The organism is Halorussus litoreus (genome assembly GCF_003382685.1).
GTDB classification, from domain to species: Archaea; Halobacteriota; Halobacteria; order Halobacteriales; family Haladaptataceae; genus Halorussus; species Halorussus litoreus.
Window position 1 is genome coordinate 39,578 of the sequence record NZ_KZ859517.1, and the last position, 25,252, is coordinate 64,829.

Genomic DNA, 25,252 nt, shown 5'->3' on the forward strand with positions numbered 1-25,252 from the left:
TATCTAGTGGGCAGTTCTTATTAACATGGTACGATGCACCCGACGACGAACGCTGGAGATGACCGCGAGCGCGCTCGCAGTCGGATCGCTAGCTGGCTGTCTCGGCGGTGCGCCGTCGACGGAGTCGGCCGACGAGGACCGTGAGCGAGCGACCGCACGGGCCTCCTTCTTCGTGTTCGGCGACTTCGCGTCGCACATTGCCGGCGACGTCGCGACGGCCGAGACGCTCGTCCCGGTCGGCCAGCACGGCCACGGCTGGGAGCCCGGACCGCAGATCCAGGGCGACGTGCTCGACGCGGACCTGTTCGTCCACGGCGTCGACGGGTTCCAGCCGTGGGCCGACGACGCCGCGGCGAACGTCCGCGCGGACGGCGCGGACACCGTCCTCGTGGAGGTCGGGTCGAACGTCGACCTGCTCGACGCCGGCGGTCACGAGGGAGACCACCACGAGGAGACGGAGCACGAAAACCATCACGAGGAGACGGAGGACGGAGACGGCCACGAGGCGACCACGCACCACGAGGACCACGCCGAGAAAGATGACCACGGCCACGACCACGCGAGCGGGACCGACCCGCACTTCTGGCTCGACCCGGTGCGGGCCAAGCGCGCGGTCGAAACCGTTCGGGAGGGGTTCGCGAGCGCGGACGAGGCGAACGCCGACGCCTACGCCGAGAACGCGGACGCGTACGTCTCGCGACTCGACGACCTCCACGAGTCGTTCGAGTCGGCGCTCGATGGCGCGTCGCGGGACGTGGTCCTCGTCGCGGGACACGACGCCTTCGGCTACCTCGCCACCAGGTACGGGTTCGAGGTCCGAACCCTGACCGGCGTCTCGCCCGACGACACGCCCACGCCGAAGGACGTCGAGACGGCCCAGCACGTCGTCGCGGAACACGACCTCGACCACGTGCTCGCGGACCCGCTGGCGTCCCAGCGCGCGGCGAACCAGCTAGTCGCCGAGACCGACGCCGAGTCGGTGCTCCCGCTGACCTCGATCCCCGGCCGGACCGAGGAGTGGAACGAGAAGGGCTGGGGGTACGTCGACGTCATGCGAGAGATCAACCTCCCGACGCTGCGGCGCGCGCTCGGGGCGGAGGAGCAGTGACTGGGGCGACGGCCCGCGACCGACCGGACGGAACCCCGCCGGTCGTCGGCGTCGAGAACGTCACTTTCGGCTTCGGCTCCGAACCGGTCGTCGAGGACGTTTCGCTGACGGTCGAGCCCGGAGCGTTCCTCGGCGTGGTCGGCCCGAACGGGTCGGGCAAGAGCACCCTGCTCGAACTCCTGCTCGGCCTCCGGGCTCCCGACGAGGGAACGGTCCGGCTGTTCGGCGAGCCCGCCGCCTCGTTCGACGACGGCGAGCGGGTCGCCTACGTGGCCCAGAACGTCGCGGGCGCGGTGCGGGACATGCCCGTAACGGTGCGCGAGGCCGTCCGAATGGGCCGATACCCCCGGCGGCTCGTCGGCCGGTTCTCGGACGCCGACCGGCGGGCCGTCGCGAGCGCGCTCGACCGCGTCGGGATCGCGAACCTCGCCGACCGGCAGGTCGGCCGACTCTCCGGCGGCCAGCGCCAGCGGGTGTTCATCGCGCGGGCGCTCGCCGCCGAGGCCGACCTGCTCGCGCTCGACGAGCCGACCGTCGGCGTCGACGCCCGGTCGCGAGAGGCGTTCTACGCGATGCTCGCCGACCTGAACGACGAGGGGCTGACGGTCGTCCTCGTGGAGCACGACATCGGCGTGGTGACGACCCACGCGAGCGAGATCGCGTGCCTGAACCGCGAACTCCACTTCCACGGCGATTCGGCCGAGTTCGTCGAGACCGACGCGCTCGGGTCGGCGTACGGGCCGAATCAGCACGTCCTCCATCACGACCACGAGCCATGACCCGGCTCGACTATCTCGCGAACGAAGTCGGCGCTACTCCGCTGGCGCTCACCGACTGGCTGTTCGGCTTGCTCGACTGGCTGCTGACCGACGCCTACGGCGCGGGCATGGACTGGATCGCATGGACGTTCGGCGTCCGGACGCTGAGCTACCCTTACATGCAGCGGGCGTACCTCGCGGTAATCTGCATTGGTATCGTCGGGCCGCTTGTCGGCACCTTCCTCGTCCACCGCGAGATGGCGATGATCGGCGACACCCTGGCTCACACCGCGTTCGCGGGGGTCGCGGTCGGCCTGTTCGCCAACAGTGTGCTCTCGCTGTCGGTCCACCCGCTCGCGACCGCGATGGTCGTCGCGGTCGGAACCGCGCTGCTGGTGGAACTGCTCGTCGAGTACGCCGACGCCCACAGCGACACCTCGCTCGCCATCGTGTTGACCGGCGGGTTCGCGGTCGGGAGCGTGCTCATCACCGCGACTGACGGCGGCATCTCGGTCGGCATCGACGCCTACCTGTTCGGCAGCCTCGCAACCGTCTCGAAGGCCAGCGTCGGGCTCCTGCTCGCGATGACCGCGCTCGTCGCGGGGCTGGTCGGCGCGGCGTACCGACCGCTCCTCTACGCCACCTTCGACGAGACCGCGGCCCGCGCCGCCCGCATCGACGTCCCGTTCTACAACCGACTGCTGGTCGTCCTGACCGCGGCGGTGGTCGTGAGCGCGATGCAGATTCTCGGGGTCATCCTCGTCGCCGCGATGCTGGTGGTCCCGGTCGCGGCCGCCGCGCGGGTCGCGCGGACGTTCAAGCAGTCGCTGCTACTGGCGGTGCTCGCCGGCGAGTTCGCGGGCGTCGTCGGCGTCACCGTCTCGTACCGCTACGGGCTGGCCGCAGGCGGGTCGATAGTGCTGACCGGCATCGCCCTCTACGCGGTCGTGCTGGCAGTCGACGCGTTCGGAGCGAAGGAGTGGGTTCCAGGGAGGGAGTCGGCGGGTCGGAATCCCGAGTCGGCCGTCGAGGAGTCGGACGCGGCTGTCGAGGACTGATCCTCAATATCTCGATATTCAGCGGTAGAGGTGCTCTATCGCCCGCCCTCCTGTTGTTGGGATCGCAACTGTTCTACGAGCCGCGCTTTCCGAGCGGCGCGAGTGAAGCACCCACCGGTCCGAATTTGCTATAGCGGAAAAGAGTTTACGCGTCGCGAGGCGAAACCGACAAACGCCCGGACCCGAAACTCACGGGCGATGGACTGCGACAAATGCGGCCGCGAGTCGGTCATGCACGCGGCGTACTCGGGGCTGCACCTCTGCGAGGAGCACTTCCTCGCGTCGGTCGACAAGCGGGTCCGAAAGCGGGTCCGCGAGGACGGGCTGGTCCCCGACGACGCCACGCCGGAGGACCCCGAAACGTGGGTCATCGGGCTGTCCGGCGGCAAGGACAGCGTCGTCCTGACCGACGTGCTCCACCGGACGTTCGAGCGCGACCCCCGCATCGAACTCGTCGCGCTCACCATCCACGAGGGCATCGAGGGCTACCGCGACGAGAGCGTCGACGCCTGCGTGGAGCTGACCGACGAGCTGGGGATTCCCCACGAGCTCGTGACCTACGAGGAGGAGTTCGACGTGCGGATGGACGACGTGGTCGAGAGCGACCCCGAGAACATGGCCGCCTGTGCCTACTGCGGGGTGTTCCGGCGCGACCTGCTGGAGTCGTACGCCGAGGAACTCGGCGCGGACAAGCTCCTGACCGGCCACAACCTCGACGACGAGGCCGAGACCGCGCTGATGAACTTCCTCGAAGGCGACGTGGCCCAGATCGCCAAGCACTTCGACGCGAGTCTGGGCTCGTTCGACGAGCGTGACCGAGACGATGACGGTCCGACCAGCGAGGACGGCGGGCCGACCCGCGAGGAGGGCGACCACTTCGTACCGCGGGCCAAACCGCTCCGGGACGTGCCCGAGAAGGAGGTCGCACTGTACGCCCACCTGAAGGATCTGCCCGCCCACATCACGGAGTGTCCCCACGCGAGCGAGGCCTACCGGGGCGAGATCCAGCAGTTGCTCCACGGACTGGAGGAGAACCACCCGGGCACCCGCCACTCCATCATGGCCGGCTACGAGGACCTGGCCGCGCTGGCGGCTCGGGAGTTCGGCGCGCGCGAGGAGGGCTCGACGGAACTCGGCGAGTGCGAGCGCTGCGGCTCCTCGACGACACGGGACGTCTGCCGGAAGTGCTCGCTGCTCGACGCGATTCACGCGGTCTGAATTTTCCGACTCTACGCGGTCGTACTCGGACGATTCTTCATCTCTGCGTGCGCTGATTTGTTCTTCCACCTCGGCAGACGCTGGCTACTTTCCCCCCGGCGCGTGCTGGCGGATTCTCCACTCCGGCGCGTGCGGGCGTCTGCGCGAGGGCACCGAGCGCAGGCTCGTGGGAGCTTCGCTCCCACGGCGCGACCTCGTGTCGCGCCAAATCGCGCGAGGGAGCCGACCGCTTTCATGCGGTCGGCGAGGCTGGGGAGGTCTGAGAGGCTCTCGCGGTGCTGTGCGGTTTCTCATATGTCTCGGCAGTAGCTAGCTCCACGCCGACTTTCGTTGTTCCGAGCGAGCTAGCTATCGCTTGAGCCTAGGCGTAACCGCGACCGCACAACACCGCGCCTCGTCCTCCCCAGCCTCCTGCGGTCCTCGGTCGTCACATTCGTTCCTCCCTCCGGTCCTCGTCCCTCGCGCGCGTTGCTCGCGCGCGCCGGATTTCAGGGTAAACCTCTGCCATGGTCGACGATGGACTCTAGTTCCGAGAATACAACTCCACGAACTTACTGTCACTTCCAAGAAAGAGCCGAACACAGCGTTCGACGGTCGATCCGAACGAAAATCCGGAGTGGTCAGCGGATCACGTCGAGTCCGTTGCTCTGCTCGACCTCGTCGCGGCCGCCGTCGCTCTCGGCACCCCACTCGTTCGACCCGCCGGCGTCGTGGGTCGAACCGGCCGAGTCGCCGAAGGTCTCGGCGTTCTCGAGGTTCTGGCTGGCGTCGAACGACGAGTCGTCGATGTCGCTCATCTTCTCGCGCGAGCGGTCGGCCTGCTTCTGCGTGCTCGGGCCGAGCACCTGCGCGCTCTGGACGCCGGTCATGATGGCCATGACTCGGACCTTGCCCTTGTAGTTGTCCTGGATGCGCGCGCCCCAGATGACGTTCGCGCTGGCCTCCAGTCGCTCGGTGATGTTGCTCGCGATGGACTCGGCCTCCTTCAGCGTGAGGTCCGGACCGCCCGTGATGTGGACCAGTCCGCCCGACGCGCCGCGGTAGTCGACGTCGAGCAGCGGGTGGTTCATCGCGTCGCGGACGACCTCCTCGGTCTTGTTCTTGTCCTGGGTCTCGCCGACCAGCATCACCGCGACGCCGCCCTGATTCATGATCGAGGTCATGTCGGCGTAGTCGAGGTTGATGAGGCTCGGCTGGGTGATTGTCTCCGAGATACCCTTGACGGTCTCGGCGATGATCTGGTCCATCACCGAGAACGCCTTGCCGATAGGCAGGTTCGGGACGTAGTCGAGCAGTCGGTTGTTGTCGAGCACGATGATGGAGTCGGCCTCGCCACGGAGCTTCTCGAGGCCCTCCTCGGCTTTCACCGTGCGCGCGCGCTCGACGTTGAACGGCGTCGAGACCATCCCGACGACGATTGCGCCCTGCTCTTTGGCGATCTTCGAGACGACGGGCGCGGCTCCCGTGCCGGTGCCGCCGCCCATCCCGGCGGTCACGAACACCAGGTCCGCATCGCCGAGCACGTCCTTGATCGTGCCCTGGGCCATCTCGGTCGCGCGCTCGCCCATCGAGGGGTCGCCGCCCGCGCCGAGGCCGTTGGTCAGGGACTTGCCGACGAGGATCTTCGTGTCGGCCTCGATCATCTTGAGGTGCTGCTTGTCGGTGTTGATCGCGACCGTGTCCGCGCCCTCGACGCCGATGTTGTACAGCCGGTTGACGGTGTTGTTGCCCGCGCCGCCGCAGCCGACGATGACGATACGGGGGTCGCCGAACTCGTCGCCGTCGACCGAGGCGTCCATCTCGCGGCTCTCCTCCTCGGCGTTCTCTAGCGCGTCCTGGACGATGTCCTGCATGATCTACACCTTCGCCCACGACCGCTTGTTGGTCGTCTGGTCGGCCGTCTCCTCCTGTTCGTTCAACATGTCGCGAACGGCGGCCCGAATCGCCTCGCTCCGGTTCGGGAACTCGCCGGTCTCGACCATCTGTTCGACCTCCTCGATCTGCTGTTTCGGAATGCGCAGTGTCACACGCTCCATGGTTGGTATATCCCCTGTGAGTAAGACGGTTCGCGACTTCCCACGCGCGCTGTCTTACAGCATGTGCGCGCTTCAGGCGGCGGACATCCGCCGCGAAGCGCCATCTGTAAGACAACCGTCTTACGCATCAAGACCCAACAAAGTCAAAACTTAAATAGTTAATGGCTACTCGTAAAACACTGTCTTACGGGCGGTCCAGCACGTCGGCGGCGGGCGTCCGGCGGCCGCAGCCGGGGCAGAACCCCCAGTCCGAGCGCACCTCGTCGCCGCACTCGCAGAACAGCCGCCGGGCGGCCTTCTCCCCGCAGTTGGGGCAGTACACGTGGTCGTCGGACAGCGACTCGCCGCACTGGCCGCAGGCCGATTCGGCGGCAGAGTCGCTCGCTTCGCCCGCTTCACGCGCAGGTCGGGCGTCGGACGAGTCGTCCGACGCCCGACCCGCGCGTCGAGTCGCCTCCGTATCGGTGTCGGATCGTCCGCGCGGGGCCGCATTAGGTTCGGTGCGCGCTCCCCCGTCGGACTCCAGCGTCACGTTGACGTTCACGTCCTGCGGCCGTCCGGCCGCACGGGAGTCGCGTCGCGACTCCCGTGCGGCCAGCCGCTCGGTCACGAGTTCGTCTACGCGCTCGGCCAGGAAGGCATCCAGCGTGGCGGTCCGAGCGCGCTCCCCGCGAGCGCGCTCGGACGCGCGGCCCGGTGCGGAGTCAGCCGTCGCGCCGCGGCCGTCGTCCGGCGCAGTCGCGCGCCGCTCGGAATCCACTGGCCCACGCCGTTCGGAGTCCGCCCTCGCGTCGTGCCCAGCGTCCGCTCCGTCGCGCTCGACGCTCGCGCCGTCGAGGTACGCGCGGAGCGCCTCCCGCATGATCTCGCTCTTCGAGGCGTCGCGGGCCTCGATGCGCTCGACGAGGTCCTCGTCCGCGCGGAAGGTAATCTTGCTCATGTGGCAGTTCGTACCACGATATACGCGCATCCTATTTCAATCTTCCCAAACATGTCTGACGAGTGGGAGACGACGGAAGACGCGGCGCTCGCTGGCGGTTTTTTCGACTGTCGCGCCGGGTTCACTCCGGGCCAGTCGCGATAGCTCGGCTGACAGGTCCGGTCGGACGGAAGTCGATTGTGCTTGGACGACGGGTCGAGGTCCTCGGGCTCGCGCGGGTCCTCGCCCTCGCCGAATAATAACCCTTAAGTCCGCCAGAGGACCTACGTGAAACTGCGCCCGCCCTTAGCTCAGACTGGTAGAGCAGTCGACTGTAGATCGACTTGCCCCCCGTTCAAATCGGGGAGGGCGGACTGATTTCTCTCGGCGCAACGCGAGGGAGCGTAGCGACCGAGCCGCGCCGAGAAATCAGCATTCCCCGGGCCGATTTGAGCCTGTGAGTCGCAGCCCCGGAACGGCCCGTAGGGCCGCATGCCCGGAACGTCTCACAACGTTCAAATCGGGGAGGGCGGACTTCTTTACCAAGCGATTCGTTGTTGGCCGAGTAGCCGCCCTTGTGCAACCCACAGGACCCGACGTAGTTCAACAGGTGCCCAACTTGGGCCCGCGCCGCCATGCCTTTGCATATTGCCGAACGCGGTGGAGCAACTACGTGTTTTGGGACTGATGGTTCTGTGGCCCGCTGGAACAGGAGTCACCTCTGCCGAAGCCGGAGCGTCCCCTGCCGAAGAATAAACACACGCCGACGCAGACCTTCGGACCAGTGGGTCGTTGCCCGGCCGTTGCACTAGAGCTACAACTACGCATCAAGGAAGTGTAACCATAGATACGTGGTGCGTATCTATCGCTGAGATACTTTCACTGCATTGTGAAGAGTTAACACCCATCGTGATAAATCAAGAAGTAGGCGTTCTCTGTCCCGGAGAAGAGATGGCTGGTTGCCACAGGATGTTGGTCTAAACGCCAGGGGGTAAGGGAAGGACAATGACCGTAAGACCATCAACGGGGTACACGAACCTACTACACCAGTGTTTCGCGGTTCCTCAAAACCAAACCATTGGGGTGTCACATGACGAGATTTGAATATGATGAGCTGTACCTCAAAGCCAGTACGAACCGAACTCGAACACCGCCATCCAATCGTGACCTCGTGGCGGATGCACACGACAACCTCCAGAGGGCCTTTCTGAAGCAGGCAGAACACGTTCCGGACGGTCAGACACGTCAGTTCGGCCCGGTAACAGCGGTTTCGGCGGGAGTTCCAATTCCGATATTTAATAGGGTATTCATCCTCGAATGCCCACCCTACGACGAGCTTACAGCGGCAGTCGAGTGGATGACTCAGCGTGATGTACCGTTCTGGGCGACTGTGACAACACCCATGGTCAAGACAGTCGAGGAACTCGCTACTGGCCTTGACCTCAGGTTGACTAATCAGCCCCAGCCCGGGATGGCGCTGGCTCCACTCGACGAGATACCGTCCAGCGAGTCTGTCGCCCAGATTTCCGAGGTCACTGACTCGGATGCACTTGCCGACTTCGCCACAATTGCTGCGACTGTCTTTGAGATTCCCGAGGACGTGACACACAAGCTCACGTCGCCCTCAATCCTGATCGACGAGGAAGTACGTCTGTTCGTCGGGCAGGTAGACGACCAGTCTGTCGCCTGCGGCCAATTGGTACAGACCGGAGATGTGGCTGGTATCTACACTATTGGGGTGGTTGAGCCGTTCCGACGACAAGGCATCGGGGAAGCCATGAGTTGTGAACTTCTTCGGATTGGGCGTGACGCTGGCTGCACCGTCGGAACACTACAGTCGTCCGAAATGGCTCAACCAATGTACGAAAAGATAGGGTTTGAAACGGTTGTGACCTACCACCATTTCGAGGCAACCGTGTGAATGGGTCGTGGACTTCACAACTTGTCCAAGATGTACTCCCAATCATGAAGGATACACGCTCTGTCTCTACCACTCCCCAGAGGACTGTGGCCATGGTATCCTATCTGGCGACGCAGACCGGGCCTGACCACCGCCGTGTCGGTCCTGCGTGGCCGTGGTGCAGGGCCTCCTACGAGAAGGGGGTGAACACACGCAGCGGCACGCTCTCGACCCCCACTGGAGGAAGGGGTTAGAGTCCTTCGAGATACCCCCGACGCTGTTCCATCTTCTCCTCTTTAGTCATCTGGTTGTAGTGGTCGTCCAGTACGTCGGCGGATACGTCGCCTCTGTCGGATACGACTGCCTTCGGCACGTCTTCGTCGAGGGTAGGGAGGACGATGCTGTCGTAGAGGCCGTCCTCAACGCCGTCAATCGTCTCGCAGAACCTGATGAATTTCCGTAGGGTCGAGAGTTGCGTACGGAGCGAGACTGTGTTCAAGTCGCCGTCGTTGCGCCGCCACGTACGGTACTCGTACAGCTTCCGACCGGTGAGGGAGTTGCGGTTAGTGATGTTCTTCTCGTCACACCACCGGAGGAAGTGTTTGAGCCGATACCAGTGGGCTTGGTGCGCTCGGCCGAGTCTTCGCCCCGTTGTGCGAGGTACAGTTCCACTGCTGTTTCCGGTTCGAGGGGTTCGAGTTCTTGGGTCATGGCTTGCGATGGTTTGCAAAGCCATGCCAGCGCAGTGAAGTGGCGTTTCAGGGCGGTAGGACGCCTATGGAGGTCGTTTTCGACTTGTCCCCGTTCAAATCGGCTCGGTTGGACTTCTTCCCCGGTCGTTTCGTCGTCGACTGAGATCGACTCGTCTCCGTCCTCCCGAGCGGAGCGAACGAGAACGGGAGAGCCACAGCCTCGATAGCTCAACGCAACGTTCCGGCGTCCAGCCGCTCGCTTCCCCAGTAGTACACACCACCGAGCGTGACGCTCCAGACGAGATGGCTCCCGAGCGCCGCCACGTCGAGGTTCGGAACCTGCGCCGGAATCCCGACCAGACCCAGCCAGAGCGGCATGACGACGCCCGCCGCGACGGCCCAGAGGACGAGTCCCCACGCGGCCGCGACCGAGACGTGCCCGAGCAGGCTGTCGGCGTCCTCGCCGGGAACCACGGTCAGCAGTCCCGCAAACGCCATCGCGAACACGACGCTGTGGAACTCGTGGGTGATCCAGCCGACCGCCGGGTCGGAGACGCCGTACAGCGCCCCGATGACCGGGATCACGCCCGCGACGGTCTGGCTGAACGCGCCCATCGCGACCCCGGCGACCAGCCCGGAACCGACCGACAGGGTCAGCTTAGACGGCGCGATGCCGTACGTTCGGTCGGTGGTCATGGACGTCCCCGGCGGCGTCGAGCCGTCGGCCCGGAGGAGCGTCACCTCGACCGTCGTTCCCGCGTCGGTCACGGTAGTCCGTACATCGCCGTGGTAGCGCTGGACGAGCAGTCGGACGACGTTGAGACCGAAGCCACTCGACGGGTTGTCGTGCTCTGCTACCGCGCCCTCATCGAGGATCGAGCGCTCGCGCTCCGGAAGTCCCGGGCCGTCGTCGGCGATGCTGACCGTCGCGTACCGCCCGTCTGTCTCGACGCCTACCGTCACGCTCGGCGCGTCCGCGTCGTTGTGCCGGACTGCGTTTTCGAGCAGGTGGCGAAACAACTGTTCGAGCTGGGCGTTCGCCCACACCGGAATCGGCTCCGAATCGTCGCTCACGCGCCAGTCGGCGTCCGGATGCTCGCTCCGGACCGACTCGACGCTCCGCCGGAGCGTGGCGAGGAGGTCGACCCCGTCGAGGCTCGTCTCGGCCGACCGCGCGGACTCCGTCAGGTACTGCACGTCTTCGATGGTGTCCACCACGTGATCCGAGCGTCTGCGGATGACCTCGACCGGGCTGGCGTCGTCCGCCTCCTCGCGCCGGTCGAGCACGTCGGCGTAGCCCGAGATGGCGGTGATGGAGTTGAGCACCTCGTGGCGCAGGATGCGGTTCAGCGTCACCAGCCTGTTGGCCTGCCACCGCAACTCGCCGCGCTGGCGGTCGTTCCGCGCGGCGTACACTCCGGTCAGTGCGCCGCCGATACTCCCGCCGATGAGGAAGTTCGAGAGGTAGATCTCCGACAGCACAGACTCCATCCCGCGGAGTTCCCCGGGATTCGACCCGAGCAGCGTCAGCACCACGAGGACGAGCATCGCTCCCGCGCCCGCCAGACACCAGACGGTGGTCGTCCGCACGAACCCGGGGTCGAACGGGCCGACGACGAGCGCCACGCCGAACGCGGCCAACAGCAGTCCGAGCACGAGCGGGAGCAGTCCGGCGAGGTAGAACGCCACGGGCTCGTCGTACGCGGCCAGCGTCACGGTGAATCGGGTCAGCCCGAAGCCGAGCCCCGCGACCGCGAGCCCGGTGAGCGTGACGTTCCGCGGCACCGATGCTCTTGGAAGGCGCATGGTCGTTCGCCACGTTCTCACCTCCCGTATTAATAACCGGGTGTCGGTTCACTCGTCGCTCTCGTCCCACCGATTTCACTCGTCGCTCTCGTTCGACCGATTCCGGATTCGCGCGTACGCTCCCGCAGCCACCGCGGCCGCCCCCGCACCGACGCCCACCGCGCCGAGCCTCCTGCGCCACGAGGACCCGCCGGACCTGCCGGTGGCACGCTCTATCGACCCCGTTCCGGACTTGGGCACCTCCGCGGCGTACCGATGCACCTCGCCGGCGCCGATGGACGTCGAGGGTCGGGCGTCGAGCCGCGTCCCCTCGGCGTCGGCGACCAGCGCCCGGAGCGCGTAGTCGGCGTCGGCCTCGCCGACGACCGTGATATCGTATCGGCCGGGCGAGAAGCCGTAGCGGTAGCGCATCCGACCGTACTCCGTCCGCGACCGGTCGATGGAGGTCGCGGCGTCGCGCAGCAGCGGTCGGTCGTCCGGGCCGACCACCGTCAGCGAGACGGCCTCCGAGTCGACGAGGAACAGCGCGAGGTCGAACAGCTGGTCGGCCACGCCTCCGCCGGTCGGTCCGACGAGCGGGCTGGAGCTATTAGCGTCCTCACTTCCGCTCTCATCCTCACTCGCGCTTCTTGCCGCGGCGACGCGCCCACGACGGTTGAACACGAACCCGTCGTACCCCTTGCCGTACGGCCGGACCGTCGGCTCCGAGCCGGTGGTGTCGACCTCGATGGGCTCCGGCGGGCGGGGCCGCGCGTACCGCCCCGCGCGGTAGTTCGGGTCGTAAACGAACAGCCGGGTGGCGTCCGGCTCCCGACTGTAGTCGTACACGAGCACCTGATGGGACGCCCGGGTCTGGCTGTCGAACACGGTGATTCCGGCGGTGCCGAACTCGTCGACGACCGCGGCGATCCGGTCGAGCTGTCGCTCGTAGTCGATCCAGCCCGGGCGCAGAATGGCTCGGCGGCCGAGCCACGAGTGGAGGTCGAAGAACTGCGTGATGTGGTAGTAGTCGATCTCGGCGGCGACCGGCCCGTTCTCGCGGTCCTCGACCGGCGTTTCGGGGTGGGTGAACTCGCTGGCGACCTCGCGGTCGAGCGGGACGGAGCCCGGGTCCTCGAAGTACTGCTGGGCCGCGAACACCATGCCGTAGCAGTGGCCGTTCGTGCCCGACTGCTGGTTGACCGAGACGTACAGCTGCTTCGCGATGGCGTCGAACAGGGTGTCCGGCAGCTTGAGCACGTTCACGTCGAGGACTCGCCGCGCGGGCCCCTCCCAGCGCCGGCCGAGCAGCCGGCGGACCTGCCCCTCGTCTACCGCTTCGTGGTCGTGCTCGGTGAACACCGACTCGCGCGTCGACCAGTTCTGGAACCCGAACCCGTGAATCGAGGGGTCGAACCCGTCGCGCTGCCGCGTTCGGCGGTCGCCCTGCCGGGCTCTGGTCGCGCTCGCTCGACGGTCTCCCGGTCGCCCGGGGTCCACTCGACTGCCGTCCGCGGCGCTGGTTCCGACGACTCGCCCGCTCCCCGCCACCGAGAGCCCTGCCAGCCCCGAGAGCAGCGCCCGGCGCGACGTCTCGTTCCGCATTTGCGATAGGTCACGTGGAGTACCCACTTATCTCCCGGTGGTCGTCTGGGGTCCTCCGCAGTGGAAGGGTCACGTGCGCGAACCTGGGCCGATTCGGCCCTCACCCGGCTGTTTACAGCCATTTTCATCTTCTGACGCGCGTCAGACGGCTCGCCGGGAGTCGATTTTGGAGCGTCTCTCGTCGAGAACGGACGGTAGCGGGTCGAAATCGGTGCAAACGCCGGTTTTCTTCCAGCGGCCGAGTCGGCTTTCGGCAGTCGAGTTGGTACTCACGGGTCGTGGTGACTCCCGCTCGCGGCCTCACCACTCGGTCGAGCCACAGGCGAAGCCGAACGACTCGGGATCGGGCCGGCCGAGCACGTCCACCACCGCGTCGTAGAGGTCCCGGACCTGCGGATGGCCGGTGGCAGCCCCAGACTCGTCGGCGACCCAGCGGTACTGGACCACGCCGTCGGGGTCCACGAAGAAGCAGGCCCGGCGCGTTCGCGGGGCGACCCCGAACGCGCGGTAGGTCGCGCCGTACTCGCTGGCGATGGACCGATCCCGGTCCGAGCAGAACGGGTAGGTCACGTCGAGGTAGTCGATGAACTCGCAGTTGGTCCGGGGTCGGGCGCGGTTGACCCCGACCACCCGGACGCACTCGTTCGCGGAGAACCAGTCGTACTTGCCGGGGCCGCGCCGGTCGGCGAACGACTCCAGTTCGAAGTTCGTGGGCTGGAACACCAGCAGGACCGCGCCGTCCTCGCGCAGCGACGACAGCGACACCTCTTCGACCGATCCGTCGAGCTTCGCGAGCGGTGCGGTGAACTCCGGAGCCGTCGAGCCGACGGCGGGCCCACCCGAATCTGCCATCGTGTTGCGTCACCACGCCGAACGGTTTAAAGTTACGTCAGACGGCGGCTTCGAGACGGTTCCCCGCCGGCGCTTCCCGCCCCTTTATGACCGATGGCCAAAAACGAAATCCCGATGGTATCGACGCTCACGGTGAACGTGACGGTCGTGGTCGGGCTGGTCGGCTTCTACGGCGGCCTCGCGCACGACCTCGGCGCCACCGCGGCGTTCCTCGACCCGCGGCTCGGACTCGGCCTCTCGCTCGGCGCGTACATCGCGGGCGGCGTGAGCGCGCTGCTGGGCTTGGCGACGGTCGTCGTCGAGGTGACCCGGACTGCGGGAGCGTCGTCGATGGCCGCGACCGCGGTCGGCCTCGGGCTCCTGTTCGCCGTCGTCTTCGGTCTGTTCTTCCGCTTCGGCATCGCGGTGTACGCGGTCCTGCTCCGGCTCGGGTTCGGCTTCTCGCGGCAGTGAACTGGAGAAGATTGTTCGCGTGGTCGACTAGTTTTTCGGCGCGCGCTGATTCGTCTTCTGCCTTCGCGTATGCTGAATACCCTTTCCACCCCGGCGCGCGTTTGGGCGCGGCGCGCGAACGCGCCGCGCTCTAGCGTGCGAGGGACGAGCATCGCAGGCCCAAGGCCGAGAAGCGCAGGAGGCTGGGGAGGCGTGAGGTCGCGGTTGCAGTGCGGTGCTGTGCGGTCTCTCATATGCCTCGGCAGTAGCTAGCTTCGTGATTCCATCGAGTTTTGACGGAGCAGTTGAGCTAGCTACTGCCGAGGCATCGGAGATATCGCAATCCCAGTTCGGGACCTAAAAATCAGATACCGTTTCTCAAACCAGTCCCGTCGTCCGCTCGGCGACTTCCACCAGCGATCCCCACGTGTTGCAGCCAGCCCGGAGCGCCACGAGGTCGTCGGCTCCGACTCGGACCACCACCGCGTCGCCGTCCCGCGCAACGCTGGCCGCCGACCGGTCGCCGTCGATCTCGCCGACTTCTTGACGGACCGACCGAGCGATCACGCGGGCGCGGGCGGACGACTCGTATTCGAATCGCAGACGCGCGTCGTGCGGTCGCTGTCCGAACTCCGCGGATTCGCGCTGTCGTTCGGATGTAGAATCGCGAGAAGAATCGACCATCGGGGCGAGAACGGAATTACTGCACGCCGACTTCCTTCACGTCGCGGCTCCGCTCCTTCAGCAGGACGCGGTGGCCGCAGTACGGACAGCGGACGCCGCCGTACTCGTCGAGCTCCACGTCGCGCTTGCACCGCGAACACTTGTAGCTCATTCGTCGTCGTCTTCTCCGAGCGCGGCGCGGATGGAGCGGCTGACGGTGCGACCCGCGGGCGTCTGGGGCCGGTAGGTGCCGCCGGCGTACTTGTAGCCGCAGTTGCCGCACTGCCAGATGCCGGTGCCCTGGCGCTCGACGCGCTCGTCGCCGCAGTCGGGGCAGGCGTGTTCCTGGTTCATGTCGCTCTCGATCTCGGCGACGCGCTTGCGGGCGACGCGCCCGTACCGCGCCCCGAATCGACCGGCGCTGCCGGTTCGACTCTTGGAGTTCTCGGCCATAGTACCCCGATTTTGAGCGGGCGCGCTGATAAAGCCTACGAGTCAGGACGCGGTCGACGATAGATTTGCACTCGGTCAGTACCGTGTCCCCAGTCAGTCCGCCGTGTCCCCAGTCAGTCCGTCGGCGGGTCGACCAGCTCGTGGCCGATGACCGCCAACGAGGCCACCAGCCCCGCTATCATGCCCGGTAGCCCCGTCAACTGACCGATCAGGAACCCGCCCCCGGAGAGCAGCGGTATCGCGGCGAGCACCGCGTCGTAGTAGCCCACCATCTCGTAATTACATATAATTACAGGCTCGGTCAAGAAGGTTGGGGCTTCGAACTGGGAGGATGTGTTTTGACTAGACCTCGACGCAACAGATGTCGACGGATCAGCAGGAAACGTTTCGAAAGCCCCCGCCCGCTCGCGGTTGCTGGCCGACATATCCTCCGTTCACTGCGTTCACTCCGGATAGGGGTCGGCCAGACGACCAAGCGGTGCGCGAGCGGGCGGCCCCTTTCAGTCCACCCAGACGGTGCAACGACGAACCGAGCGCGCTCCGGTGGACCGTTCCACGAGGTGTCCGCTGGAGGTTGTCCCACGGAGCGTTCGCTGGTGGACTGATTCACTGGCGGTTCTCCGGTGGTCTGAGTCACCGGTCGTTCGCTGGTGGACCGTTCCACCGAGCGCGTGCTGTGAGCGGGCAACACCTGCTCACTGCAGGTCGGTTTCGGCCAGCGCGTCGTTGAGGTCGGCTCGGATGCGCTCGCCGCGCTCCCGATCCATCGCGGTCGTGACCACGCGGTTCTCCTGCACGCTGGAGCCGTCCCGGAGCAGCAGCCGGACGTTGCCGTTCTCGTCGGCGCGGGTCGCCTTCGCGCGCACGCCGGTCCGGCTGCCCGACCCGCCGGCGTCGATGGGGCCGGGGATGATCTTCTTGACGTGCGGGTGGCCTGCCACGGTCTGGATGGCGGTCCGGCCCGCGCGGTCGCCGATGAGCGTGGAGTGGCTCCCGCCGAGCTTCTCCGCAGGAGCGGCCTCCACGACCTCCAGCGCGCGGTCGTCCCGGCGCGCGAGCACGGCCCCGACCGGATCTTCGTCCGCCTCTCCGTCCCTGCCGTCGCCCACGCGGTAGAACGTGTAGTGGAGCTGCTCGCGGGTCGCCCGGAGCACGTCGCGGTCGCCCGCGGCGTACACCTCCTCGGGGCGCTTGCGCCGCACCTCGTCGGCGATCCGGCCCGCGAAGTTCCGGAGTTCGACCACGCCGGTCTCGCCGCCGTCCTCGGGCGTGGTCGTCACGCCGGTCTCGCCGACCACCTCGTCGTCGTCCAGCATCGTGAGCGTCGCCCGGTCGCGGTCGAGGTCGAGCACCACGGCGTCGGCGTTGCCCGTCCGGCAGACCAGACAGTAGTCGCCGGGGCGTTCGAGCGGCGAGCCACACTGCCGACACTCCATAGCCGGGCCTAGCTCCGCGGCGGATTTAACCTCCGTGTTTCGCTCGGCGGTGGCGGTGTTTCGCGCGGCGGCGGGTCGGTCGGGGAGGACTGGTCGGCAGAGTGTCGGTCGTCGGGACGCTCACGTTCCGATCCCGAACTCGTCTCGGGACTCGGAGAGTTCGCTCCGGGATTCGTCGAGTGCCGTCCCGCAGTTCCCGCAGTAGTTGGCGACGGTGGCGACGCTCGCGCCGCACTCCGGACAGGCGTCGGACTCCCGGACGACCCGGCGCTGGGCGTGTGCGAAGTACTCGTACCCACCGTAGACGAGGTTGACGACGCCCCACGACCACCAGCCCGTGAGTACCACGAGCAGGAGGTGGACCCAGAGGCTCCCCATGCCGCGCTTGACGAGGACGACCCGCTCGGGCGTCTCGGTCTCGATGGTCCACCCCTCGGCGATGGCGTCGTCGATCTCGCGCTGGACTCGCTCGCTCCTGCTGGCGTAGCTCACGTGATTTCCCCGGACGGGGTACCACGCGCCCCCGGATATGGTTTGAGGCACTTCGGGTCGCGGTGGTTGTTCTGGTTCTGAGTATTCGCTTGGTACACTCTCACTCTCGGCGTGCGCTGGTTGGTATTCTGTCAGGTGTGCGCTGGTTCGCTCTTCCACCCGGCGCGTGCAGACGCGACCTCCTTGTCGCGCCAAACCACGCGAGGGACGAGTAGCGCAGGCCGTAGGCCGAGCAACGCAGGAGGCTGGGGAGGCGTGAGGCCCGCGGTCGCGGTGCGGGGCGGTGCGGTCTCTCATATGCCTCGGCAGTAGCTAGCTCGGACGTGTTCGAAAACACAGAGTACGAGACTGCAACGCTAGCTACTGCTTGCGCCTCGGCCTGACCGCAACCGCGACCGCAACGCGCCTCGTCCTCCCCAGCCTCCTGCGGTCCTCACTGCGTTGCGGTCCTCGTCCACCGGAGGACAAACCGCGTCCGCCGAGCCTGCGCTCGTTTCACTCGCGCAGACCTCGCGCGCTTTGCGCGACGCATGAACGCGCCGCGCAGCACGCGCCGGGGTGGAGAGCAGAATTCAGCGCGTGCAATGTCCGAGGGCCAAAACAGAACCCACCAGAGAGAACGAGAGACTACCAGAACTCAGAACAGTCCACTCAGTCGTCGCCTGCGACCGCTGCCCGCTCGCCGTCAAGGTACTCCCGCGCTGCCTCGCTGATGACCTCCTCGGGGCCGACCACGCAGTCCCGGCGCAGGTCCGGGAAGGTGCCCTCCAGCATCGCGGCGACCTCGCCGTCGAGCGAGGCGGCCTCCTCCAAGGTCCTGCCTTCGAGGTACTCGCTGAGGATGCTCGCGACCGCGCGGCTGACCGCGCAGCTCTGGCTTTCGAACGCGATGCGCTCGATGGTGCCGTCGGCCACGTCGACGTGGAACTCGCCCTCGTCGCCGCAGGTGGTCTCCTCCGAATGCTTGCGGAGCGTCGGGTCGTCGAGCCCACCCTCGTTGTGCGGGTTCCGGTGGTGCTCGTAGATGCGGTCGTGGTAGCGGTCGGAGGCGAGGTACTCCTCGACCTGCTCGGCGACGCCGTCGTGGCCCGGACCGCCGTCGAGCGCGTCGAGCAGTCGGTCGACCTCCTCGGTGGTGTTGTACACGTAGAACGAGGCTCTGACCGACCCCGGCAGGTCGAGCACGTCGTGGAGCGGCTGGGTGCAGTGGTCGCCCGCCCGCACCGCGATGCCGCGGTCGTTCAGCAGCGACGAGAGGTCGTGGCCGTGGACCCCCTCGACGTTGAACGAGACGAGACCGGTGCGCTCGACGCCCGGTGGCGGGCCGTACGTCTCCACGTCGTCGCGCGCTTCGAGGCGTTCGAGCGCGTACTGGGCGAGCTCGTCCTCGTGCTCGCGGACCCGCTCCATCCCGATCTCGTCGAGGTAGTCGGCGGCCGCCGCGAGCGCGATGCCCGACGCGATGGGCGGCGTCCCGGCCTCGAACTTCCACGGGAGTTCGTTCCACTTCGCGTCGTCGAACGTGACGTGGCTGATCATCTCGCCGCCGAAGCAGAACGGGTCGAGCTCTTCGAGCAGGTGTCGCTTGCCGTAGAGGCCGCCGATGCCGGTCGGCCCGGCCATCTTGTGGCCCGAGAACGCGAAGAAGTCGGCGTCGATGGCCTCCACGTCGACCGGCCGGGTCGGGGCCGACTGCGCGCCGTCGACCAGCACGTACGCGCCGGCGTCGTGAGCCAACTCGGCCAGCGTCTCGACCGGGTTGACGGTGCCGAGGACGTTCGAGACGTGGGCCACCGAGACGACCGCGGTGTCCGGACCGATGAGTTCCTTCGCGTGCTCGACGTCGAGTCGGCCGTCGTCGTCCACGCGAACGTAGCGCACCTCGGCTCCCGTCCGCTCGGCGACCTGCTGCCACGTCACCAGCGAGGCGTGGTGCTCCATCTCGGTGAGGACGATCTCGTCGCCCGGCCCGAGCTGGTCGCGCAGGCCGTACGCGACGATGTTGATGCCTTCGGTGGTGTTCTTCGTGAACACCATCTCCTCGCGGCCTCCGCTCGCGCCGACGAACTCCGCGAGCCTGTCGTGGGCCTCCTCGTAGGCGATGGATGCCTCGTGGCTCAGCGCGTGGATCCCACGGTGGACGTTCGCGTTGTACCCCTCGTAGAACTCCTCGTACACCTCGTACACCTGCGTGGGCGTCTGGGTCGTCGCCGCGTTGTCGAGATACGTCAGCGGCTCGTCGCCCACCCGGCGTTCCAACACCGGGAAATCTTGCCGGAGTTCCGAGATATCGGAGACCATGGGAATCATCTTGATTGATGGCCCGATAAATCTGCTTGATGTATCCACCTTCGGAGAAGACGTATCGAAGTATGCACTCTCAGTACCGTGTACTGAAATGTCTCCTCCGCAAATATTTCCCCGCTCACGGCGTGGTGAGAGCAAGCCGTCCCTCGTCGCGAGCAGGAAAGTACCACGCTATTGCGAGCGGGTGAGCCGCGCCCGCAGTCGCGCCTCACCCGCTCGCGGGATCGGTCTTCATGAACTCCCGCAGGACGACGGTGGCGTACGATCCTTTCGGGAGCGCGAACTCGAAGGTCAGCGAGTCCTCATCTTCAGCCTCCTCGATTTCGAGCCCGGTCCGGACCAGAATCGACCGACGAGTCCCGGTCGAGTCGAACTCCCCCGGTAGGTCGAAGTCGTCCGGCGCGAGCCCGAGGTCGTCGAGCACGTCGCGCTCGATCTCGCCCGGTTCGCCGTCGCCGAGTTCCGTCTCGGTGCCGACCAGCGGCGCGGTCACGAACGCCCGGCCGCGCTCGCAGTGGCGCGCGACCGTCTCGACCCGGCGCTCGGTCACGCGCTGTTCCCGGTCGGGGTCTGGAACGGTCACGCCGTCGACCTGCTCGGCGAAGCAGACCACGTCGCCCGCGACCGGGCGGTCGAACGGGAGCCCCCGTTCCAGTCGCTCGCTCAGGATTCGGTTGAAGGCGTACGACTGGGCGGCGTTGACGAACAGCCGCTGGAGGTTCGAGGGGACGGCTTCGAGCGCGGTCCGGAAGTCCTCGGGCCGGTCGCCGCCGGACTCGACCAGCGCGTTCAACATCGCGCGCTCGAAGCCGAGGCGCTCGGGCGTGGCGTCGAGCGCGGCCTGCCAGTCTCGCTCGTCGAAGTGGTCCTCGACCGCGCGGCGCGCTTCCTGCGATCCCTCGGGCTCGCTCTCGTAGGGGTTGGCGACGTACGCTCGGACCGCGTCCTCCCACTCGCCGCGGACGACCGCGAGGCCGACCTCGTGGGTGACGGGTCGCCGGCTGCCGAACCGCTGCTGGCCGAAGAAGTTCGGGACGCCTGCGGTTCCGGAGTGGCTCCCGCCGCCCGTCTCCGACTTGCCGCCCCCGCCGAACGACTTTAGGGCCGACTGGATTTCCGCGGCGTTCTCGGGGCGCTCGGCGTCCCGGACCGTGATCTCGAACTCGTTGCCCGCCAGATCGCCGAACTGGAGCCCTCGTCCGGTCCGGCCCACGACCGCTATCTCGGCGTCGTAGACGGACACGTCTCCGAGTTCGGACTGGTCGACCTTCCGGAGCGTGAACAGCTGGGTCGTGACCGCGTGCTTGTCCTTGGTGCCGGCCCACGAGACGCGCTCGCGGCTGATCCCCAGCGCGTCCGAGAGCCGCTTGGCGAAGTCGTTGGTGTCCCACTCCCGGAGCGTCGCGCGCACGACGAGGTAGGGGTAGGCCCCCTCGTCGGCGTCGGCCGGCTCGGTGTCGAACCGCTCGACCTCCCGGACCCGGAAGTCCTCGGGCGATTCGCGGAGGCGACCGCCGACGCCGTCCGGGTCGCTGACGAAGTGTGCGATGCCGACCGCCTGCTCGACTGGGTACGCCTCGCGCATTCACTCTTGATTTGCGGGGGAGTCGCTTGTATCTGGCTTCCCGCGGTCAGTAGTTTAGTTTGGGTTTCTCTGAAGCGCTGGAGTGATTACAGTAGTGAACGGCTGAGTCTGAAGAACGACTTCGGTTTCGAAAGCCCCCGCCCGCTCGCGGTCGCTCAGCGACATATCCTCGCTCGCTGACGCTCGCCGGCAGACGGTCCTCGTCGCGTTGCTCCTCGGCTGCGACTGCCGAGGTCACACTCGCTTCGCTCGCGTGACCGCTCGGATAGGGGTCGCTGAGGCGACCACGGGCCTTCGGCCTGCGACCGGGCGGCCCCTTTCAGTCCCACCCGCGGTCGTTTCCCCGTCCAATTTCGCCCGGTGGACCGGCCGGCCTGCTATCGCTCGGTGGGTTGTTCAATCCCGGCGCGTGCTGGCGCGAGTTTATCTCGCGCCAAATCGCGCGAGGGACGAGCATCGCAGGGCGAAGCCCGAGACGCGCAGGAGGCTGGGGAGGTGTGAGGCCCGCGGTTGCGGTGCGGTCGCGGTGCGGTCACGCCGAGGCTCAAGAATAGTAGCGGTCGCGGTTGCTGTGGCGGTCACAGTCGCGGTCGTGGAAGCGGTCGCGGTTGTGGATGCGGTAACCGAAATAGTCGCAGTTCTCACTGGCTCAACAGTAACACTCTCACGAAGAACCCAACATCCAAAAACCGCATTCAGTACAGCGAGAGGTCGCCCGTCACCTTGTCCACGAGGTCGTCGTCGGCCGGGCCGACCGCGAGGGTCGTCACGGTCCCCGGTTCCAACTGGGTGTGCCCCGCGTCCCGGATCACGGCGCGGGGAAGCCCCTCGGCGCGGGCCTTCTCGGCGAGTCGGAAGATCTCGTCCTCGCCGGCGGCCTGCACGACGACCTTCTTCTGGCCGCCGCCCTTCCACTCCTTCCGGGCGCGCGTCCCGGCGTCCTCGTAGGCCGACAGCGACGCGTGGGCGACCTGCGCGGCCAGCTTCCCTTCGCCCATGCCCAGATCGGTGCGGGCGACGATAGTCTGCTTCACGGCCGCAACCACGGGGTCGGCCGTTAAATCGGTGACTACTCGGAGCGGGCTCTACCACGTTTCCCGGTGCAATTTCCACCGCCGAAAAACGACACTCGAACGACAGCATTATTGGCTCCCGGTCGGCGCGTTCCGATATGGTCCTCGACGCACTCCTCCGCCCGGACGCCTTCTTCGCCGAGCGCGCGCCGGGACTCAGCCTCGCTCGCGCCGCCCTCGTGGTCGCTCTGGTCGCGCTCGTCACGACCGCCGTGGTTGGCGCGTTCGGCTGGTCGCTGAGCCAGCAGCTCACCCAGACCACCGAGATACCGAACGACGAGCGCCCGCCCGATTGGGTCTGCGACGACGAGACCACCAGCGAGGTCGACGAGATGATGCAGGACGGCTGCGACCAGCCCAAGCAGAAGACCGTCGTGGTCGGCGACCTGTTCTGGGACCGGTTCAGCGGTATGCTCCCGCTGGTCCTGTTCAGCGGACTGCTCGCGTGGCCGCTGTACGGGGTCGGACTGCACGTTCTGTCGGCAATCGTGAACGGCGAGGGGTCGTTCGCCGACACGCTCGCCGTCGCGGCGTGGGGAATGCTCCCCAGCGCGTTTCAGGCGGTGGTCGGCTTCGGCCTCCTGCTGACCACGCTGGGGAGCGTCGACCTGTCGGCGTCGAACCCCGAACTGCTGGCCTCGCAGGTCGAGACGCTGAGCCAGCGCGCGCAGGGCGACACCGCCGTGCTGGCGCTGGCCGCCGCGGCGTGGCAGGGCTACGTCTGGACCTTCGGGCTGAAGCACGCCCGGAAGCTCCCGACCGGCAGCGCGGCGTTCGCGGGCGGGACGATCGCGCTCGTGACGTTCCTGTTCGGGATCGCGTGACCGTCGAATTTCGCTGACCACCACTGGCGAGGACCGGTCCATTTAGGCCGCTCCGCGCCAACCCCACGCACATGATACTCTCGGACGCCGACATCCTCCGCCGGCTGGAGGACGGCGACCTCGCGGTCGAACCCATCGACGACCTCGACCTCCAGATACAGCCCGCCAGCATCGACCTCCGGCTCGGCAGGGAGTTCCTGGAGTTCCAGCGCACCAATATCCCGTGCATCCACCCGAACAGCGAGCAGGAGGTCTCCGAATACGTCGACGAGACCGTGGTCGAGGAAGGTGGCGAGTTCATCCTCCACCCGGGCGACTTCGTGCTCGGCACGACGATGGAGCGCGTCGAGATTCCGGCCGACCTCATCGCCCACGTCGAGGGTCGGTCGTCGCTCGGCCGACTCGCCGTGGTAGTGCATGCCACTGCCGGCCTCTGCGACCCCGGGTACCAGGGCCAGATCACCCTCGAACTGTCGAATCTCGGCACCGCGCCGGTCGCGCTCGAACCCGGTATGCGCGTCTCCCAGCTCACCTTCACGGAACTCAAGACGCCCGCGGAGCGCCCGTACGGCGAGGAGCGGGGCTCGAAGTACCAGAACCAGTCCGGCCCGCAGGCCTCGCGCATCCAGAGCGACCACGAGTTCGGCGGCGACCAGAAGCCCGATTCACCTGAGGAGAGCGAGCCATGAGGTTCGCCGAGGAGATCGCGGTCGAGGAGTTCCTGCCCACGGTCCGGTCGATGTTGGCCGAGGAGCTCCGCGAGCGCGGGCTGACCCAGAGCGAGGTCGCCGACCTGCTGGGCATCAGCCAGAGCGCAGTGTCGAAGTACGCCAACGGCGAGGTCGAGCGCAACGACCAGTTTCTGCACGACGAGCGCGTCCGGAACCTCGTCGCGCGCGTCGGCGAGGGGCTGGCCGAGGAGACGATGAGCCGGGTCGAGGCGCTGGTCGAGATCGAGGTCATGATCCGGCGGCTCGAAGACCGCGATCTCATCGCCGACATCCACGAGCGCGAGATGCCCGACCTGTCGGGCTACGGCGGCGACTTCGACGTCCACGACCCCGACGGCGAGTTGCGGGTGACCGAGCGCGTCCGGTCGTCGCTCCGACGCGGGCTCCGCATCGTCGAGAGCGCGGGCGGGTTCGCGTCGCTCATCCCCGCCGTGGGGTCGAACCTCTGTGAGTGCACGCCCGACGCCGACGGCATCGACGACGTGGCCGGCGTCCCGGGCCGCATCTTCGACGTGAAAGGTCGGGCCGAGATCCCGTCCGACCCGGAGTTCGGTGTGAGCGAGCACGTGGCGTCGGTCCTGCTGGCAGCGCGCCGGGCAGGAAGCGACGCTCGCGCGGCCCTGAACGTCCGGTACGACCCCGACCTCGTGGCCGCGCTGGAGGAGCTGGGCCACGAGGCCGCGGAGTTCGACGCGGAGTACGACGACCTCGACGCGGCGGTGGGCGCGGCGCTCCGCGAGCAGCCGGATGCGACCGTGCTCTACCACACCGGCGGCTACGGCGTCGAGCCCATCATCTACCTGCTCGGGGACGACGCCGAGGACGTGGCCGAGACGGCGCGAAATCTGCTGTAGTTCGCCGCCGTTCTATTTCATCGCTGTCTTTCGATTTGGTCACCGCTATGCTTCCGGTCGGGCGTCGAGCAGAATCTCGCCCTCTTCGACCGCCTCGACCCACTCCGGCCGGAGCGGGTAGGCGTCCTCGTCGGCCTCGTGGCTCCCCCAGTCGAGTTTGGCCGCGAACTCCTCGGTCAGACTCGGATGCGGCTCGACGTAAGCGGTCCCGTCCCGGACCTCGGTCACCACGCCGATCTTCTCTCGGTCGGCGTCGAACACGGACGCGCCTTCGTCGGCCTCGGTGAACTGCATACCGTCGGTTCGCCGCGCTCGGGTTTGACGGCTGTGGCCACGAAGCGAGTGGTGACCGACCGCGTTCTCGGCGAACTCAGGTCGGCGACGGGCTGCACTACTCGGCCAGTCCACGGGACGCGCTACTCGAACAGTCCACGGGATGCGATATGTAGCCATCCGACAGGATGCGCCGCG

The 25,252-nt window shown here is 67.1% G+C and carries 26 protein-coding genes and 1 tRNA gene; 10 read left to right on the forward strand and 17 right to left on the reverse strand.

Annotation, left to right across the window (positions count from 1 at the left end; all coding sequences use genetic code 11):
* Window positions 1-25: 25 nt before the first annotated feature.
* The 4 genes from DPQ64_RS08260 (at window position 26) to ncsA (ending at window position 4,142) form a co-directional block, all read left to right on the forward strand.
* Window positions 26-1,108: a metal ABC transporter substrate-binding protein gene (locus DPQ64_RS08260; protein ID WP_115863879.1), complete on the forward strand. Its 1,083-nt coding sequence runs from the start codon at window positions 26-28 to the stop codon at window positions 1,106-1,108.
* A complete protein-coding gene (locus DPQ64_RS08265; protein ID WP_115863880.1) occupies window positions 1,105-1,887 on the forward strand; it encodes a metal ABC transporter ATP-binding protein in 783 nt (260 codons plus the stop codon). Before DPQ64_RS08260 ends, DPQ64_RS08265 begins: the two co-directional genes overlap by 4 nt.
* Window positions 1,884-2,924 carry a metal ABC transporter permease gene (locus DPQ64_RS08270; RefSeq protein WP_115863881.1) on the forward strand — a complete coding sequence of 347 codons (1,041 nt, stop codon included), beginning with the start codon at window positions 1,884-1,886 and terminating at the stop codon, window positions 2,922-2,924. Before DPQ64_RS08265 ends, DPQ64_RS08270 begins: the two co-directional genes overlap by 4 nt.
* A gap of 198 nt (window positions 2,925-3,122) precedes the next feature.
* Window positions 3,123-4,142 (forward strand): tRNA 2-thiolation protein NcsA, encoded by a 1,020-nt coding sequence (ncsA, locus tag DPQ64_RS08275; protein WP_115863882.1) that lies wholly within the window; start codon window positions 3,123-3,125, stop codon window positions 4,140-4,142.
* Between the two features lie 620 nt (window positions 4,143-4,762).
* On the opposite strand, the gene ftsZ is transcribed toward ncsA, so the two are convergent.
* The 3 genes from ftsZ to DPQ64_RS08290 all read right to left on the reverse strand — a co-directional run bounded on the left by ftsZ (window position 4,763) and on the right by DPQ64_RS08290 (window position 7,118).
* Complete coding sequence (ftsZ, locus tag DPQ64_RS08280) at window positions 4,763-5,995, reverse strand: cell division protein FtsZ (RefSeq protein WP_115863883.1); 1,233 nt, start codon at window positions 5,993-5,995, stop codon at window positions 4,763-4,765.
* A 3-nt stretch (window positions 5,996-5,998) separates the two neighbouring features.
* Window positions 5,999-6,178, reverse strand: a complete 180-nt coding sequence (locus tag DPQ64_RS08285; protein ID WP_115863884.1) for a ribbon-helix-helix domain-containing protein — start codon at window positions 6,176-6,178, stop codon at window positions 5,999-6,001.
* 184 nt (window positions 6,179-6,362) lie between these two features.
* A complete protein-coding gene (locus tag DPQ64_RS08290) occupies window positions 6,363-7,118 on the reverse strand; it encodes a zinc ribbon domain-containing protein (protein WP_115863885.1) in 756 nt (251 codons plus the stop codon).
* 279 nt (window positions 7,119-7,397) lie between these two features.
* On the opposite strand from DPQ64_RS08290, the gene DPQ64_RS08295 reads away from it, so the two are divergent.
* A tRNA-Tyr gene (locus DPQ64_RS08295) sits at window positions 7,398-7,471 on the forward strand.
* Window positions 7,472-8,187: 716 nt separating this feature from the next.
* Window positions 8,188-9,018 carry a GNAT family N-acetyltransferase gene (locus DPQ64_RS08300; protein ID WP_115863886.1) on the forward strand — a complete coding sequence of 277 codons (831 nt, stop codon included), beginning with the start codon at window positions 8,188-8,190 and terminating at the stop codon, window positions 9,016-9,018.
* Between the two features lie 229 nt (window positions 9,019-9,247).
* On the opposite strand, the gene DPQ64_RS19960 is transcribed toward DPQ64_RS08300, so the two are convergent.
* The 4 genes from DPQ64_RS19960 to DPQ64_RS08320 form a co-directional block, all read right to left on the reverse strand.
* Complete coding sequence (locus DPQ64_RS19960; RefSeq protein WP_115863887.1) at window positions 9,248-9,733, reverse strand: site-specific integrase; 486 nt, start codon at window positions 9,731-9,733, stop codon at window positions 9,248-9,250.
* A 184-nt stretch (window positions 9,734-9,917) separates the two neighbouring features.
* Entirely contained in the window at window positions 9,918-11,495 is a 1,578-nt protein-coding gene (locus DPQ64_RS08310; protein WP_115863888.1) for an ATP-binding protein, read from the reverse strand.
* A gap of 75 nt (window positions 11,496-11,570) precedes the next feature.
* Window positions 11,571-13,079: a hypothetical protein gene (locus tag DPQ64_RS08315; protein WP_115863889.1), complete on the reverse strand. Its 1,509-nt coding sequence runs from the start codon at window positions 13,077-13,079 to the stop codon at window positions 11,571-11,573.
* Between the two features lie 300 nt (window positions 13,080-13,379).
* Window positions 13,380-13,931: a redoxin domain-containing protein gene (locus tag DPQ64_RS08320; RefSeq protein WP_115863890.1), complete on the reverse strand. Its 552-nt coding sequence runs from the start codon at window positions 13,929-13,931 to the stop codon at window positions 13,380-13,382.
* Between the two features lie 114 nt (window positions 13,932-14,045).
* On the opposite strand from DPQ64_RS08320, the gene DPQ64_RS08325 reads away from it, so the two are divergent.
* On the forward strand, window positions 14,046-14,384 hold the full coding sequence (locus DPQ64_RS08325; protein ID WP_115863891.1) for a hypothetical protein: 339 nt from the start codon (window positions 14,046-14,048) through the stop codon (window positions 14,382-14,384).
* Window positions 14,385-14,741: 357 nt separating this feature from the next.
* Here the strand turns inward: DPQ64_RS08325 and DPQ64_RS19765 are convergent, their stop codons facing one another.
* The 9 genes from DPQ64_RS19765 to pth2 form a co-directional block, all read right to left on the reverse strand.
* A complete protein-coding gene (locus tag DPQ64_RS19765; RefSeq protein ID WP_115863892.1) occupies window positions 14,742-15,047 on the reverse strand; it encodes a KEOPS complex subunit Pcc1 in 306 nt (101 codons plus the stop codon).
* 16 nt (window positions 15,048-15,063) lie between these two features.
* Window positions 15,064-15,198: a DNA-directed RNA polymerase subunit P gene (locus DPQ64_RS08335; RefSeq protein WP_115863893.1), complete on the reverse strand. Its 135-nt coding sequence runs from the start codon at window positions 15,196-15,198 to the stop codon at window positions 15,064-15,066.
* Window positions 15,195-15,479: a 50S ribosomal protein L37ae gene (locus DPQ64_RS08340; RefSeq protein ID WP_115863894.1), complete on the reverse strand. Its 285-nt coding sequence runs from the start codon at window positions 15,477-15,479 to the stop codon at window positions 15,195-15,197. The genes DPQ64_RS08335 and DPQ64_RS08340 overlap by 4 nt, the downstream gene beginning before the upstream one ends.
* Before the next feature lie 113 nt (window positions 15,480-15,592).
* Window positions 15,593-15,751: a hypothetical protein gene (locus DPQ64_RS19175; RefSeq protein ID WP_198662056.1), complete on the reverse strand. Its 159-nt coding sequence runs from the start codon at window positions 15,749-15,751 to the stop codon at window positions 15,593-15,595.
* A gap of 423 nt (window positions 15,752-16,174) precedes the next feature.
* Window positions 16,175-16,915 carry a DUF2103 domain-containing protein gene (locus DPQ64_RS08345; RefSeq protein WP_115863895.1) on the reverse strand — a complete coding sequence of 247 codons (741 nt, stop codon included), beginning with the start codon at window positions 16,913-16,915 and terminating at the stop codon, window positions 16,175-16,177.
* Window positions 16,916-17,035: 120 nt separating this feature from the next.
* Complete coding sequence (locus DPQ64_RS18730; protein ID WP_157971641.1) at window positions 17,036-17,407, reverse strand: zinc ribbon domain-containing protein; 372 nt, start codon at window positions 17,405-17,407, stop codon at window positions 17,036-17,038.
* A 651-nt stretch (window positions 17,408-18,058) separates the two neighbouring features.
* The gene (locus DPQ64_RS08355) at window positions 18,059-19,708 is read right to left on the reverse strand and encodes a SufS family cysteine desulfurase (RefSeq protein ID WP_115863897.1); all 1,650 of its coding nucleotides are present in this window, start codon (window positions 19,706-19,708) and stop codon (window positions 18,059-18,061) included.
* Between the two features lie 214 nt (window positions 19,709-19,922).
* Window positions 19,923-21,299 carry a tRNA pseudouridine(13) synthase TruD gene (truD, locus tag DPQ64_RS08360; protein WP_115863898.1) on the reverse strand — a complete coding sequence of 459 codons (1,377 nt, stop codon included), beginning with the start codon at window positions 21,297-21,299 and terminating at the stop codon, window positions 19,923-19,925.
* Between the two features lie 695 nt (window positions 21,300-21,994).
* Window positions 21,995-22,333, reverse strand: coding sequence for a peptidyl-tRNA hydrolase Pth2 (gene pth2, locus DPQ64_RS08370; protein WP_115863899.1), 339 nt, complete (start codon window positions 22,331-22,333; stop codon window positions 21,995-21,997).
* 137 nt (window positions 22,334-22,470) lie between these two features.
* Between pth2 and DPQ64_RS08375 the strand changes: the two genes are divergently transcribed.
* The 3 genes from DPQ64_RS08375 (at window position 22,471) to DPQ64_RS08385 (ending at window position 24,781) form a co-directional block, all read left to right on the forward strand.
* A complete protein-coding gene (locus DPQ64_RS08375) occupies window positions 22,471-23,196 on the forward strand; it encodes a Yip1 family protein (RefSeq protein WP_115863900.1) in 726 nt (241 codons plus the stop codon).
* Window positions 23,197-23,267: 71 nt separating this feature from the next.
* On the forward strand, window positions 23,268-23,885 hold the full coding sequence (dcd, locus tag DPQ64_RS08380; RefSeq protein ID WP_115863901.1) for a dCTP deaminase: 618 nt from the start codon (window positions 23,268-23,270) through the stop codon (window positions 23,883-23,885).
* On the forward strand, window positions 23,882-24,781 hold the full coding sequence (locus DPQ64_RS08385; RefSeq protein WP_115863902.1) for a thiamine-phosphate synthase family protein: 900 nt from the start codon (window positions 23,882-23,884) through the stop codon (window positions 24,779-24,781). Before dcd ends, DPQ64_RS08385 begins: the two co-directional genes overlap by 4 nt.
* Before the next feature lie 45 nt (window positions 24,782-24,826).
* On the opposite strand, the gene DPQ64_RS08390 is transcribed toward DPQ64_RS08385, so the two are convergent.
* Complete coding sequence (locus tag DPQ64_RS08390) at window positions 24,827-25,075, reverse strand: PRC-barrel domain containing protein (RefSeq protein ID WP_115863903.1); 249 nt, start codon at window positions 25,073-25,075, stop codon at window positions 24,827-24,829.
* Window positions 25,076-25,252: the final 177 nt, after the last annotated feature.

Coding starts and splice junctions, on each gene's coding strand:
- DPQ64_RS08320 (WP_115863890.1), bottom strand. CDS start 13,931: ATGGCAGATTCGGGTGGGCCCGCCGTCGGCTCGACGGCTCCGGAGTTC.
- truD (WP_115863898.1), bottom strand. CDS start 21,299: ATGCGCGAGGCGTACCCAGTCGAGCAGGCGGTCGGCATCGCACACTTC.
- DPQ64_RS08375 (WP_115863900.1), top strand. CDS start 22,471: ATGGTCCTCGACGCACTCCTCCGCCCGGACGCCTTCTTCGCCGAGCGC.
- DPQ64_RS08300 (WP_115863886.1), top strand. CDS start 8,188: ATGACGAGATTTGAATATGATGAGCTGTACCTCAAAGCCAGTACGAAC.
- DPQ64_RS19765 (WP_115863892.1), bottom strand. CDS start 15,047: ATGGTCGATTCTTCTCGCGATTCTACATCCGAACGACAGCGCGAATCC.
- DPQ64_RS08285 (WP_115863884.1), bottom strand. CDS start 6,178: ATGGAGCGTGTGACACTGCGCATTCCGAAACAGCAGATCGAGGAGGTC.
- DPQ64_RS08325 (WP_115863891.1), top strand. CDS start 14,046: ATGGTATCGACGCTCACGGTGAACGTGACGGTCGTGGTCGGGCTGGTC.
- dcd (WP_115863901.1), top strand. CDS start 23,268: ATGATACTCTCGGACGCCGACATCCTCCGCCGGCTGGAGGACGGCGAC.
- DPQ64_RS08310 (WP_115863888.1), bottom strand. CDS start 11,495: ATGCGCCTTCCAAGAGCATCGGTGCCGCGGAACGTCACGCTCACCGGG.
- DPQ64_RS08335 (WP_115863893.1), bottom strand. CDS start 15,198: ATGAGCTACAAGTGTTCGCGGTGCAAGCGCGACGTGGAGCTCGACGAG.
- DPQ64_RS19175 (WP_198662056.1), bottom strand. CDS start 15,751: ATGGTGGGCTACTACGACGCGGTGCTCGCCGCGATACCGCTGCTCTCC.
- DPQ64_RS08270 (WP_115863881.1), top strand. CDS start 1,884: ATGACCCGGCTCGACTATCTCGCGAACGAAGTCGGCGCTACTCCGCTG.
- DPQ64_RS08345 (WP_115863895.1), bottom strand. CDS start 16,915: ATGGAGTGTCGGCAGTGTGGCTCGCCGCTCGAACGCCCCGGCGACTAC.
- DPQ64_RS08260 (WP_115863879.1), top strand. CDS start 26: ATGGTACGATGCACCCGACGACGAACGCTGGAGATGACCGCGAGCGCG.
- DPQ64_RS08290 (WP_115863885.1), bottom strand. CDS start 7,118: ATGAGCAAGATTACCTTCCGCGCGGACGAGGACCTCGTCGAGCGCATC.
- DPQ64_RS08355 (WP_115863897.1), bottom strand. CDS start 19,708: ATGGTCTCCGATATCTCGGAACTCCGGCAAGATTTCCCGGTGTTGGAA.
- DPQ64_RS08385 (WP_115863902.1), top strand. CDS start 23,882: ATGAGGTTCGCCGAGGAGATCGCGGTCGAGGAGTTCCTGCCCACGGTC.
- DPQ64_RS08390 (WP_115863903.1), bottom strand. CDS start 25,075: ATGCAGTTCACCGAGGCCGACGAAGGCGCGTCCGTGTTCGACGCCGAC.
- DPQ64_RS08340 (WP_115863894.1), bottom strand. CDS start 15,479: ATGGCCGAGAACTCCAAGAGTCGAACCGGCAGCGCCGGTCGATTCGGG.
- ncsA (WP_115863882.1), top strand. CDS start 3,123: ATGGACTGCGACAAATGCGGCCGCGAGTCGGTCATGCACGCGGCGTAC.
- DPQ64_RS19960 (WP_115863887.1), bottom strand. CDS start 9,733: ATGGCTTTGCAAACCATCGCAAGCCATGACCCAAGAACTCGAACCCCT.
- ftsZ (WP_115863883.1), bottom strand. CDS start 5,995: ATGCAGGACATCGTCCAGGACGCGCTAGAGAACGCCGAGGAGGAGAGC.
- DPQ64_RS08315 (WP_115863889.1), bottom strand. CDS start 13,079: ATGCGGAACGAGACGTCGCGCCGGGCGCTGCTCTCGGGGCTGGCAGGG.